The organism is Herbaspirillum sp. Sphag64 (assembly GCF_014192645.1).
Classification (GTDB): domain Bacteria; phylum Pseudomonadota; class Gammaproteobacteria; order Burkholderiales; family Burkholderiaceae_D; genus Herbaspirillum.
The window spans coordinates 196,413-209,006 of sequence record NZ_JACHYE010000002.1; the positions used below are offsets into that span (position 1 = coordinate 196,413).

Genomic DNA, 12,594 nt, shown 5'->3' on the forward strand with positions numbered 1-12,594 from the left:
CAAGACAGATCCGTATTGCAACGCAACAAATCAGGCTTGACCTGATTCCGTCGACCAGCTTACAATCGGCTCGTTTTTATTTTATGGAGTCCCTCTCATGGGTACTTGTTCGAGTGGTAGTTGTTGCCGGAATGTGTTCCGGCTCGCCTCGTCAAGATAACGCAGGAGTCCTCCCTGCCGTCATCTTGTCACAGCAGATGATGGCATTTTGCAAAGCTTCCTTCTGAAGCGTTTGCTTTTCCACCAAGCAACATCCCAACGCATGCACACGGTTCGCAGTGCACATTGACGCTCTTGTATCAGACGCCTGGCGGTCATCCTGATTGTCAAACGTAGCTGCTTCGAGTTCAATGCTGCATGTACCAGCGGCGCATTATTCACATTGACTGTCAGCGATATGACCGATGTGGCCGATGTCATTGTGCGCAACAGATACCGACGAAAGGGTCTTCGCAACCTCAACCTGCGGAGCCCATATGCCAGAGCATCAACAACCCTGAGACGCATGTCATCGATATGTCACGCGGACTCGTTACAGTTTGACGTTTTCTTGCGTTTTCCACCCATGATGGCCAGAACCGGATGGCGACATCCCAGCTCCGGCCACGAACTGCTGTAAAGAAAAAGAGCTTCTTTATGAATCTGGATATACTGAAAGAAACCTTCGCCGTCTTTGTCCGTGCGCACGGCATGGACCGCCACTTCCGCCGCTTTGGTATTGATATGTTTCTCAATACCCCCAACAAGGATGTCCCGCAAAGCATTGCAGAAAACCTCGCCACTGCCTCGATGACCGATCCGGCAGTGCTGCTGAATCAACTCAATAGCCGTGCCGACGGGCTCACCGAACAGGAATCCGAAGATATCCGCGCCAAGGTCGGTCCCAACGAAGTCGGCCATGAAAAGCCGATGAGCTGGTGGGTCCATCTGTGGCAATGCTACAAGAACCCGTTCAATCTGTTACTCACCATCCTGGCTGCGGTGTCTTATTACACCGAAGACATGAAGGCCACGATTGTGATCGGCACCATGGTCGTGCTGTCCACCTTGATGCGCTTCATCCAGGAATCGCGCTCCAATACCGCTGCCGACAAGCTCAAGGAAATGGTCAGCAATACCGCAACGGTGAGCCGCCACGATGTGGTGGAAGACATCGCTGCGGAAGCGCAACGGTATTTTGATATCCGGCTCCATCCCAAGGGTGCCAAGCGGGTTGAAGTACCGATCAAGGAACTGGTGCCCGGCGATATCGTGCAACTCTCGGCCGGCGACATGATTCCAGCCGACCTGCGCTTGCTGACCGCCAAGGATCTGTTCATCAGCCAGGCGGCCATGACTGGTGAGTCACTGCCGGTAGAGAAATTCATCGAACACCGGGGTGAGCCCACCACGAATCCGCTGGAACTGGAAAACCTGTGCTTCATGGGTACCAACGTGGTCAGCGGATCGGCTACCGCCGTGGTCGTCACTACCGGTCAACGGACTTACTTCGGCGCACTGGCAGAACGTGTCACCGCGACGGATCGCACACCAACAGCATTCCAGTCGGGCGTCAACAAGGTCAGCTGGCTGCTGATCCGTTTCATGTTCGTGATGACGCCGATTGTGTTCTTCATCAACGGTTTCACCAAGGGCGACTGGGTTGAGGCGTTCCTGTTCGGGCTTTCCATCGCGGTCGGTCTGACCCCGGAAATGCTGCCGATGATCGTTACTTCCACGCTGGCCAAAGGCGCGGTAGCGCTGTCGCGCAAGAAGGTGATCGTCAAACGTCTGGATGCGATTCAGAACTTTGGGGCGATGGATGTGCTGTGTACCGACAAGACCGGTACGCTGACCCAGGATAAGATTTTCCTGGAACGTCATACCGACATCCTGGGCGAGCCTAACGACGAGGTGATGCAATATGCCTACCTGAACAGCTACTATCAGACCGGCCTGAAAAACCTGCTCGACGTCGCTGTGCTGGAGCATGCCGAACTGCAACGCGAGATGTCGATTGCCTCGGTCTATCGCAAGGTTGACGAAATTCCATTCGACTTCCAGCGTCGTCGCATGTCGGTTGTGGTCAGCGAACGTGAAGATCACCATGAACTGATCTGCAAAGGTGCCGTAGAAGAAATCGTCTCAATCTGTACCCATGCCCGTAACAACGGTGAGATTGTCCCCTTCACACCTGAGCTGCTGGCAGAAATCCGGGAAACCACTGCCAGCTTGAACGCAGAAGGTCTGCGCGTCGTTGCTGTGGCTGCCAAGGATTTGCCGCCGACCAAGGAAGTCTATAGCGTAGCCGACGAAAGTGATCTGGTACTGATCGGTTACATTGCCTTCCTCGACCCACCAAAAGAGTCGACCAAGCCAGCCCTGGCTGCATTGCGTGATCATGGCGTGACCGTCAAGATCCTGACCGGTGACAATGAACTGGTAACCGCAAAGATCTGCCGGCAGGTTGGTCTGGAGGTCGATGGCATGATGCTGGGCTCGCAAGTGGAAAAGATGAGCGATGCCGAACTCAGCGAGATCGTTGATAAAACCACTGTGTTCGCCAAGCTCAGCCCAACTCACAAGGAGCGCATTGTCCGTGTGCTGCACGACAAGGGCCATGTGGTCGGTTTCATGGGTGATGGCATCAACGACGCCCCAGCTCTGCGTGCAGCTGATATTGGTATCTCGGTCGATACTGCGGTCGATATTGCCAAGGAAGCTGCCGATCTGATTTTGCTGGAAAAGAGTCTGATGGTGCTGGAAGAAGGTGTACTGGAAGGCCGCAAGACCTTCGCCAACATGCTCAAGTACATCAAGATCACCGCCAGCTCCAACTTCGGCAACGTGTTCTCGGTACTGGTGGCAAGTGCCTTCCTGCCCTTCCTGCCCATGTTACCGCTGCATTTGCTGGTCCAGAATCTGCTGTACGACGTGTCGCAGATCTCGATTCCGTTTGACAATGTCGACAAGGAATTCCTGGAAAAGCCACAACGCTGGAATCCTGGTGAAATCGGTCGCTTTATGGTCTACTTTGGCCCGATCAGTTCGATTTTCGACATCAGTACCTACGCACTGATGTGGTTCGTCTTCGGCGCCAACTCGGTCGATCATCAAACCCTGTTCCAGTCTGGCTGGTTCATTGAAGGTCTGCTGTCACAAACCCTGATCGTGCACATGATTCGGACCAAGCGGATTCCATTCCTGCAAAGTCGCGCATCGTGGCCACTGATGGGAATGACCATCGTCATCATGGCAATTGGTATCCTTCTGCCGATGTCGCCACTGGCAAGCTACTTCAAGCTGGAAGCCCTGCCACTGAGCTACTTCCCTTGGCTGGTCGTGATTTTGCTGGCCTACGGTGGACTGATCCAATGGATGAAGGGTTGGTACGACCGCCGCTACGGCTGGCAATAGCCCTTCCTCACAGCGCCTCACCGGCGCTATGACGCAACAAAAAAGCGGGATGTGTTGATCACATCCCGCTTTTTTTATGCTGCCAGCCCGGCGGCAATATTGATGGCGAAACCCAGAATCGCCGCATTGAACAGAAAGCCGATGATCGAATGCGCCAGCACCGTCCTGCGTAAGCTGCGCGTGGCGACCGCCACATCAGAGGTTTGCACTGCGACGCTAATGGTGAACGAGAAATAGAGAAAATCCCAATAATCAGGGTTGGGCTCGTTGTCAGCAAAGCGCAGCGGCAACCGCTCAATAGCATCGTTGTAGAACAAGCGTGCATAGTGCAGCGTGAAGATGGTCCCAATCAGCAACCAGGAACCCAATACCGTGCCACCGGTGAAGGCATAGCGCAATAACTTGTGTGAACCATCGATATGCCCGACCCCGGATAATTCGATGATGATTGCCGCCAGACTGGCAATTGCCGCAACGCAGACCAGCGTCAGCACCAGCTGTGCACTTTGATCCTCAGCACCGGCCAAGCGCCGCACCTCATCCGGTCTGGCTTTGAGCATCATGAGCCAGATCGTCACCAGATAACACCAGACACCAGCGTTCCAGCCGATCAGCAAGCGCGTTACCAGACTGCGTTCAGGGACGACCATGTAGCCAAGCAAGCCAATGACAATGGCAATGATCAGACGAGGATGGATTTGAAAAAAATGACGAACGATTGGCATAGGACGACAGCAAGGTAGCAAGGTAGCAAGGTAGCAAGGTTGAGATCCCGCCACCTTATCATGTCGCCGCCGCATCAAGCCTCGGAAGTCGCTTCCTCCAGCATGTAACCAAAACCGCGAATGGTGCGGATTGCCACGCCCGAGCCAGCGGTCTTGGTCCGAATCCGCGACACATAAACCTCCACCGCATTGAGCGTGACATCTTCGCCCCAAGGCAAGACCGCATCAATAATCTGCTGCTTGGAGACAACCCGCGAGGCTTGCTGCATCAGATATTCCAGTACGGTCCATTCGCGTACGGAAAAGTCCACTTTACGCCCCTCGATGGTGGCGCGCTTGGCAGCGGTATCGAGCGATAGTGCTCCGACCGTCAATTGTGTGGGCTGGGGTGTACTGCGGCGTATCAAGGCCTTGATACGTGCCACCAGTTCTGGTGTCGCAAACGGCTTGACCAGATAGTCGTCAGCACCCAATTCAAGACCATGCACCCGGTCGGCCACGGTATCGCGTGCGGTCAGTAACAATACGGGCATATTGCTGCCCCGCGCCCGCAAACGCCGCACCACCTCAAAACCATCCATCCCCGGCAAACCGATGTCGAGTACCAGTACGGTAGCTGAATAGCGCTGCAGAAGTGCATCGGCATCCGTGCCATTGTTGACCGTATTGACGGTCAATCCATGAGTCTTGAGCATGCGTGTGAGGCCATCGGCCAATACCAGATCATCTTCGACCAGCAAAACGTTCATAGCTCAAACCACATTCAAAAATCGCTTCATGACAAAAAATAGTCCTGCACGCATGCCTCTACTGCTTACTACCAAACAACACAGTGAGTGCACCGAATTGGACCATATTGTAGCCTCCGCGCCGCCATGAATGCCGCCGGTATAGGCAAATGAATGCCTATTTTTTTGTTGCAGATCGATTTTTTTCTACAAATGATCAACATTCTAAGCAGTTTCCTTGTATCATCTCGTTACATTATCGCAAATGATAATCATAATCATTATGATGTAGAGAGTTAACACAGGATTTAGCCAGCCAAACGGCATCAGCCCGTCGTAGCCAGTTTTCCTCAGCCATGACCCAACCTGATGACAAGAAAATGAACCGTTTGACGCCTATTGCTGCCGCGCTGCTTGCGCTCTCCTCCGCCCCCCTGACACTGCACGCACAAGAAACCCCTGCCACATCTGCGGATACAACCCTCAAGGAAGTGGTCGTTGAGGGACAGCGGGATGACTTCAACGCCAGTCACTCCTCACTGACCAAAATACCGGCCGATTCGCACGACACGCCGCAATCGGTAGTGGTAGTCAACAAGGCGCTGATGCAGTCACAGGGCGTTTCCTCGCTGGCAGACGCGTTGCGCAATGTGTCCGGCATCACGCTGGGCGGCGCCGAGGGTGGTCAGATCGGCAACAACATCAACCTCAATGGTTTTTCAGCCCGTACCGATATTTATCTTGATGGCTTCCGTGATCGCGGCCAGTATTATCGCGACACCTTCGCACTCGATGAAATCGAGGTCTTGATGGGCCCTTCGTCGATGCTGTTCGGTCGCGGCTCGACCGGTGGTGCCATCAATCAGACCACCAAGAAAGCCAACCTCAAGGCGAGTACCGAAATTACCGGCTCGGTGACCACCAACGGCCTGGTACGCACCACTGTGGATACCAATCGCCCGCTGTCGGACACCTCGGCCATGCGGATCGAAGCCATGGCACAAAATGGCCCCGCTACAACGCGTAACCAGAGCCAGGTGCAGGATTGGGGGCTGGCAGGTTCCTACGTCAATGGTCTTGGCACCGCGACCGAAGTCACACTGTCGGCATTGATCCAGCACAATCACGATATGCCTGACTATGGCGTGCCCGCGCTCAACGGCCATCCGATCAATGTCGATCGCGACACGGCCTACGGCCTCAACAGTGACCGCACCAATCAAGACGTTATTGCACTCGGAGCTGGCATCAAGTACAAGGTGACGCCAGACGTCACCGTACGTAACCAGACCCAGTTCAACTACGTCCACACCGACGCAGTGGAAACGGCACCCAACACGCTCGGTACAGTTAGCGGCGGCGTCTTTACCCCCGTTACATCGAGCAGCCTGCCACTATCGAGCCTGTATGTGCGCGGCCAAAGTCACGATCGCAGCATCCACGACTATTCCATCTTCAACCAAAGTGAACTGACTGCCAAGTTTGATGCACTGGGCATACGCCATGAGGTACTGGCAGGTTTCGAAGTCGGTCATGACGGCTACGACAACCAGGCTTACTACCGCAATGGCACCTGCAACGGTACCGCGCTCAACACAAGCACGACAGGTTATGTCGACTGTATTTCAGCCACCGATCCAAGCTATAGCGCAGCCGGCAGCAGCGTTACCAGCAAGCTCGGCAATCACGCTAGCGGCAGCGCCAATACCATTGCAACCTATATCAATGACACGATGGAGCTCAACCCGCACTTCAAGCTGGTCGGTGGCTTGCGCTTTGACCACTACGTTGCCAGCATTTCCAACACCATCACCACTCCCCTCAGTGCCAGTCAGACTGTCAACTTCCTGAGCGTGCGTGGCGGCGCGATCTGGCAACCGACTACAGCACAGTCGTATTACGTGTCTTACAGCACCTCGTTCAATCCCGCGCTGGAGCAACTTGTCTCGACTTCAGGAACTACCAGCAGCAGCGCTCTGGCTCCGGAAAAGAACAAGGCCTATGAAGTCGGTGGTAAATGGGATCTGGCCGAAGATTTGTCACTCAATGCGGCGCTATTCCAGATCACCAAGGAAAACGCCCGTAGTCAGGTCGAGAGCGGCGTCTATGCACTCGACGGTACCGTACGTGCGCGCGGTGCGCGTGCCGGTGCCACCGGCCGCATTACCAAGCAATGGCAAGTCGCTGCCAATTACACTTATCTGGATGCACAGGTCATCGAAGCCTCCTCACTCGATGGCACGTTGGGTAAAATTCCTGTGAACACGCCCAAGCACACGGTCGCAACCTGGACCACTTACGACGTTGCACCGCAATGGCAGGTCGGCGGTGGTGCCACCTACATGTCCCAACGCTATGCCAACGCCACCAATACGGTACAGGTTGGAGGCTACGTGCGCTGGGATGCGACGGTCGCTTATCTGCAGAAGGATTATGATATTCGCCTGAATCTGTTCAATCTGACCAACAAGATGTATTACGATGCCCTGATCCAGTCCGACGGTGGTCGCTCAGTGCCCGGTACCGGCCGTACTGCCATGCTGTCGGTCACCTATCGTATGTAATCAAGAGAGCGCCACCCATGTTAGTTGCCATTCCCAACGTCCTCAGTGCAAACCAGCTTGACCGTTTACGTCAACACTTGCACGAAGCCGGACCAGCATGGGTGGACGGGCGCGCCACTGCTGGCTATCAGGGCGCTCCCGTCAAGTACAACCAGCAGATTGACGAACGCTCAGAAGTCGCTCACCAATGCCAGCAGATCGTACTCTCGGCGCTGGAGCGCCATCCACGTTTCATCAGCGCCAGCCTGCCCAATATCGTCTACCCACCAATGTTCAATCGTTATAGCGAAGGCATGACCTTTGGTGCGCACGTTGATGGCAGTGTGCGCATCCACCCGCACGATGGCCGTAAGCTGCGGACCGATATCTCGGCCACGCTGTTTCTGTCTGACCCAGCAGATTATGACGGCGGCGAACTGCAGATTCACGATACCTATGGTCTGCACAGCGTGAAGCTGGCTGCCGGCGATATCGTGGTCTACCCTTCCACCAGCCTGCATCAGGTCACCCCGGTGACGCGCGGCGTCCGTGTGGCATGTTTTCTATGGGTGCAGAGCCTGATTCGGGATGACGGTCAGCGCAGCATGCTCTACGACATGGACAACGCCATTCAGACCTTGAACCAGACCGGTGCCGACGAAGGCGCACGACGTACCTTGATCGGCTGCTACCACAACCTCATGCGTCAATGGGCTGAGACCTGAGTCGATCAACCGCGCAGATTAGCCTCAGCGTGACGGACTGGATTGGTTCGCAAGATTGACGAACTCATTGGTAAAGGTACGCGACAGATCAATGTGCTTCCCCTTCACATTGGGGTTGAATCCAGTAAGCACCGACAAGACCGTTTCAGGGCCACCGGCCGCCATGCGGCCGTCCGGAGAATACATGCTCAGGGAATTTTGCAAGGCTTGCACATACAAGGCCTTGTTGCTACCGACATAATCGGACGGCATCTGTGCCGCGATTTCGGCAGCACTATGCGTTTGAATGAACTTCAAGGCCCTCACCAGCGCCCGCGCCAATCTACTGGCATCCTCTCTGTGGGTGTGCAGCCAATTGGTCTGCACATACAGGCTCGCGCCAGGATATAAGCCGCCGAGTGCCTTACGCGTACCTTCAGCAGTACGCATGTCCACCAGGATTGATGCTTCACCGCTCTTGAGCATTTGCGATACAGTCGGTTCGGTGGTCATCCCTGCATCGATACGACCCTGCTTCATCGCCGCAATGAAGGTGTTGTCAGCTCCGACTGGCATGAGCGAATATTGATTTGGTGCAATACCCTGACGTGAGGCCAGATACTGGGTCAGGAAATTGGTGGACGACCCCAAGCCGGTTACACCCATGGTTCTGCCCTTGATGTCTTTCATGCTCTTGATCCAGCCTGCAGCATGGCGTGAAACCAGTACCACTTCACCCGGCACCTGCGCCAGCAATACGATGGAAGTAATGTCCTTGCCACGACTCTGCAAGTCAATCGTATGATCGTAAAAGCCGACCACCGCCTGCACCGCGCCAGCCAGCAACTCATTCTCTGCATCGACACCGGCCAGCTGGTTCTGTAACTCGACCTCCAGCCCCTCCTGCCTGAAATAACCCAGCTGCTCGGCCAGCTTGGCCGGCAGATAAATCAATTTGGTGCTGCCGCCGACCATGATGGCAATCTTGCTGGCCGCTACGGCTTGTCCCGGCATGAGCAGGCCGGCCATGGCAACGACAGCCAACAGAGCCGATAGCAGGGGCTTGAGCAGCAAAAGCAAAATTCGGTGCAATGATTGATTCATGGTTTTCTGGCCAGCGACAGTACCTGTCCATAGTTCTGCAAAAGGCAAAATTCTAAACCTAAGCACGCCGCTGTGCGTTAGCACGACGACATATACTTCCATTTTGTTGGTCGCATGACGCGTTGCATAGCGCGCTTGGCAGCTTTCCCGGATAATGCTGGCTTCTACTCAGCAACAAGATTTAGGTTCACGGCATGAAACTGCTGCTCATCGAAGATAATCCGCAGCTGGCGCACTGGCTCACGCAAATCCTGCGCGAGAACCAGTTCAGTGTCGACGTCGCCAACGATGGTGAAATGGCAGATCAGGTATTGCTGACCGAAAACTATGATGTCGTGCTGCTGGATCTGATGCTGCCCAAGATGAGCGGGAAAAGTGTTTTGCGGCGCCTGCGTGAGCGTCACAATGCCGTGCCGGTGATGATCTTGACCGCCAGCGGCTCGATTGACGAAAAAGTCGAATGTCTCGGTGCCGGTGCTGACGATTATCTGGTCAAACCATTTGAAGTCCGCGAACTGGTCGCCCGCATCAAGGTACTGATCCGCCGTCAGACCCCCGACAAGGCCGCCGAAATCCATTGCGGCGACCTCAGCTATGACAGCAACACCCGCCAGTTTGCGATTGCCTGTAAAACACTGGCACTGCCAGCCCGTGAACACGACGTCCTGGAAATCCTGATGCTCAAGCAAGGCAAGACGATCTCCAAGAATGCGCTCATGAATGGCATCTTCAATTTATCTGAAGAACCCAGCGCGGACGCCATCGAAATCTATATCTCGCGCCTGCGCAAGAAGCTCGAACATTGCCAGGCTTCCATCATGACGCTGCGTGGTCTGGGCTACCTGCTCAAGCAAAAAGATGATCGTTAGCCTACGCCTGCGCCTGCTGCTCTGGCTACTGATCCCGCTGACTGTCTACGTCGGCATCAGCACCCGCTACACCTATGACAGCGCCGTGGCTAGTGCTGACCTGGTACAGGACCGTGCGCTGCTGGCCTCGGCACGCATGATTGCCGGGCAGGTCAACTGGCAGGATGGTGCTCCCTCGGTCAGCATCCCGCCAGCAGCGCTGGAGCTGTTTGCCTCGCCCAGTCATGATCAGGTCTACTACCAGGTGTTGATGGATGACGATACCTTGCTCGCCGGTCGTCCCGACGTCCCCGTCACGATCGATTTTGCCCAGACTACACCGAGCTACAGCACGACCAGCTTCAATCAGCAGCCGCTGCGCGTGGTCAGCTACGTGCGGGCGCTGTACGACAACGGCACCTTACGCATGGTCGCAGTCTCGGTCGGTCAGACCATGCGCGGCCATCAGCAACTGCTCGACGATACCTGGCAACCGGCACTGCATCGCCAGCTCATCATGTTGCTGCTGGCCGTAGCCTTGGTAATGGTGGGCCTGACCATCGAACTGCGGCCGATTCTACGGGTCAAGGACGAACTCGCCACCCGTGAGCCAACCTCACTGACACCGCTACGCATCGGGCAACTACAACTGGAACTACGGCCCATCGTCGAAGCCATCAATCTGTATATCCAGCGACTCAACAAGCAGGTATCGGAACAAAAGCGCTTCATCACCGATGCCGCGCATCAGTTGCGTACGCCACTGACACTGATCGATTCACAGATCCAGTTTGCGCGCCAGCTCAACAATCAGGAGCGTATGCCGCAGGTATTGCAGGCATTGCAACTGAGCAGCCGCAACATGACTGACCTGACCAACAAGCTGCTCCAGCTGTCACAGGCGGAAGCGTCCAATAGCGCCACCTTCCCGCGTCAGCCGGTCGAACTGGTCGCCCTGACGGCTACCGTACTGGAAGAACTGGTCAGCCTGGCACAACGCAAGCAAATTGATCTGGGGATGGAAACCACGCTTGAAGAAAGCTGGGTGATGGGCAGCGAAACACTGCTCTCGGGCATGCTGATGAACCTGATCGACAATGCCCTACGCTACACGCCGGAACAGGGCAAAGTCACCATCAGCCTGAGCAATGATGGGCAAAAGCAGGTCGTCATCAACGTCACCGACAATGGCCCCGGCATTCCCGTCGAAGCACGCGAAAAGGTGTTTGAGCGATTCTACCGCCACGGCTCGCCAGACCAGCATGGCGCAGGTCTGGGCATGGCAATCGTCAAGGAAATCGTAGAGGCATCACAAGGCACAATTACACTCGGCACGGCCGAACCAGGTACCGGACTGGTGGTGACAGTTGCCTTGCCTGGATGCCCCGCGCCAGGAGTGTTTGACTAATCATTCACCGGCTGACAGATATCGTCAGCGAACAACGCAGCAAATTTTCAGCGCATTTCTCACCGATATTTATCCGCATATTTCTCCACAATGTCGAGGTTATCCCGTGTGATGAAACCGGGCCCGGAACTGATTCTTCCCAGACTATAGGACGGCTGCAAACCATAGTCCTCGAGGCGTTTCTGATACCTAGGATTGTCGTTAAGAATCTGACGGATTTTCAGTGGAACCGAAGTCTTCTCCTGCCTTGCAATCGCCAGCGCAGCCACGGCGATATAGCCCTGTAGATAGGGTTGCTGATCGATCGCGAACTGAATGGCACCGGCCCGGATGCCTGCACCGATCACACGGGAAAAATCAAAGGTACAAAAGAATATCTTGCCAGTGAGTCCCAGATCGCGCACTGCCTCCAGCGCGGGTGCAGCCGAGGGTGGCCCCAGTGCCAGCAAGGCACCCACGTTCGGATGCGCGCGCAGAAAGTTGGTGACTTCACGCTTGATGTCAGCGGGATTGGTACCGGCATAGAGCATCGCATCACGGTAATCAACACCTAACGCATCAGCAAAACCACGACAGCGATCCGCCGGCGACGTGGTATTGACAAAGTGCGTCACGCAAAGGAACGATGTCACACCCGCTGCCTTGGCCCTCCTGCCGGCCTGTTCGCCTGCCCGGTAATCATTCTGACTGATGTGCATCAAGGCACCCAGCCTGATCGCCTGCTCGTCAGTGCCGACGTTGATGGTTACCAGTGGAATTTTGTTAAGGGTTATCTGCGTAATGGACGCCTGCAACAAGTCAAAGTTTGGGATGGTCGTGATCACGCCATCATAGTTGCCCTGCGCTGCCTGGCGATTCATCTTGACCATCTGGTTAAGATCACCATTGGCCGGATTGAGATAATCGGTCTGCACACCGAAGTCCTCGTCGGCCTGACGTACCGCGTTTTTCACGATATTCCACCAGGGATCGCCGTCAGCACCATGACTGATCAGCACAAAATGGGCTTCTGCCGCCTGCGCATTGAGCTGCGAGAACGCTATCAATAGCGTATAGAAAAAGAGACGCGCCACAAAAACGAACTTCAACGACCAGCATGTATCACGGTGATTGCTCATGATTATCGACTCATGATTAT

General features: G+C 55.2%; 9 protein-coding genes. 5 read left to right on the top strand and 4 right to left on the bottom strand.

The annotated features are described in order from the left end of the window. Nucleotides 1-636 precede the first annotated feature (636 nt). On the top strand, nt 637-3,396 hold the full coding sequence (gene mgtA, locus FHW66_RS05875) for a magnesium-translocating P-type ATPase (protein ID WP_183378837.1): 2,760 nt from the start codon (nt 637-639) through the stop codon (nt 3,394-3,396). A gap of 74 nt (nt 3,397-3,470) precedes the next feature. Here mgtA and FHW66_RS05880 read toward each other — a convergent pair whose 3' ends face one another. Together FHW66_RS05880 and FHW66_RS05885 are read right to left on the bottom strand one after the other, a co-directional pair. Continuing rightward, the gene (locus tag FHW66_RS05880) at nt 3,471-4,121 is read right to left on the bottom strand and encodes a DUF1345 domain-containing protein (RefSeq protein WP_183378838.1); all 651 of its coding nucleotides are present in this window, start codon (nt 4,119-4,121) and stop codon (nt 3,471-3,473) included. A gap of 74 nt (nt 4,122-4,195) precedes the next feature. Continuing rightward, nucleotides 4,196-4,870, bottom strand: coding sequence for a response regulator transcription factor (locus FHW66_RS05885; protein WP_183378839.1), 675 nt, complete (start codon nt 4,868-4,870; stop codon nt 4,196-4,198). Between the two features lie 359 nt (nt 4,871-5,229). On the opposite strand from FHW66_RS05885, the gene FHW66_RS05890 reads away from it, so the two are divergent. Together FHW66_RS05890 and FHW66_RS05895 are read left to right on the top strand one after the other, a co-directional pair. Further along, nucleotides 5,230-7,413: a TonB-dependent siderophore receptor gene (locus FHW66_RS05890; RefSeq protein WP_183379076.1), complete on the top strand. Its 2,184-nt coding sequence runs from the start codon at nt 5,230-5,232 to the stop codon at nt 7,411-7,413. Nucleotides 7,414-7,430: 17 nt separating this feature from the next. Further along, a complete protein-coding gene (locus FHW66_RS05895) occupies nt 7,431-8,117 on the top strand; it encodes a Fe2+-dependent dioxygenase (protein WP_183378840.1) in 687 nt (228 codons plus the stop codon). 24 nt (nt 8,118-8,141) lie between these two features. Here the strand turns inward: FHW66_RS05895 and FHW66_RS05900 are convergent, their stop codons facing one another. Next, nucleotides 8,142-9,200, bottom strand: coding sequence for an ABC transporter substrate-binding protein (locus FHW66_RS05900; protein WP_183378841.1), 1,059 nt, complete (start codon nt 9,198-9,200; stop codon nt 8,142-8,144). Between the two features lie 194 nt (nt 9,201-9,394). Between FHW66_RS05900 and FHW66_RS05905 the strand changes: the two genes are divergently transcribed. Together FHW66_RS05905 and FHW66_RS05910 are read left to right on the top strand one after the other, a co-directional pair. Next, nucleotides 9,395-10,069, top strand: a complete 675-nt coding sequence (locus FHW66_RS05905) for a response regulator transcription factor (protein ID WP_183378842.1) — start codon at nt 9,395-9,397, stop codon at nt 10,067-10,069. Then, complete coding sequence (locus tag FHW66_RS05910; protein WP_183378843.1) at nt 10,059-11,456, top strand: sensor histidine kinase; 1,398 nt, start codon at nt 10,059-10,061, stop codon at nt 11,454-11,456. Before FHW66_RS05905 ends, FHW66_RS05910 begins: the two co-directional genes overlap by 11 nt. Before the next feature lie 59 nt (nt 11,457-11,515). On the opposite strand, the gene FHW66_RS05915 is transcribed toward FHW66_RS05910, so the two are convergent. Then, nucleotides 11,516-12,574 carry a substrate-binding domain-containing protein gene (locus FHW66_RS05915; RefSeq protein WP_183378844.1) on the bottom strand — a complete coding sequence of 353 codons (1,059 nt, stop codon included), beginning with the start codon at nt 12,572-12,574 and terminating at the stop codon, nt 11,516-11,518. Nucleotides 12,575-12,594 lie beyond the last annotated feature (20 nt).

What these genes read in the sequence shown, in the direction of transcription:
- FHW66_RS05910 (WP_183378843.1), top strand. Translation starts at nt 10,059, where the DNA reads ATGATCGTTAGCCTACGCCTGCGCCTGCTGCTCTGGCTACTGATCCCG.
- FHW66_RS05880 (WP_183378838.1), bottom strand. Translation starts at nt 4,121, where the DNA reads ATGCCAATCGTTCGTCATTTTTTTCAAATCCATCCTCGTCTGATCATT.
- mgtA (WP_183378837.1), top strand. Translation starts at nt 637, where the DNA reads ATGAATCTGGATATACTGAAAGAAACCTTCGCCGTCTTTGTCCGTGCG.
- FHW66_RS05885 (WP_183378839.1), bottom strand. Translation starts at nt 4,870, where the DNA reads ATGAACGTTTTGCTGGTCGAAGATGATCTGGTATTGGCCGATGGCCTC.
- FHW66_RS05900 (WP_183378841.1), bottom strand. Translation starts at nt 9,200, where the DNA reads ATGAATCAATCATTGCACCGAATTTTGCTTTTGCTGCTCAAGCCCCTG.
- FHW66_RS05915 (WP_183378844.1), bottom strand. Translation starts at nt 12,574, where the DNA reads ATGAGCAATCACCGTGATACATGCTGGTCGTTGAAGTTCGTTTTTGTG.
- FHW66_RS05895 (WP_183378840.1), top strand. Translation starts at nt 7,431, where the DNA reads ATGTTAGTTGCCATTCCCAACGTCCTCAGTGCAAACCAGCTTGACCGT.
- FHW66_RS05890 (WP_183379076.1), top strand. Translation starts at nt 5,230, where the DNA reads ATGAACCGTTTGACGCCTATTGCTGCCGCGCTGCTTGCGCTCTCCTCC.
- FHW66_RS05905 (WP_183378842.1), top strand. Translation starts at nt 9,395, where the DNA reads ATGAAACTGCTGCTCATCGAAGATAATCCGCAGCTGGCGCACTGGCTC.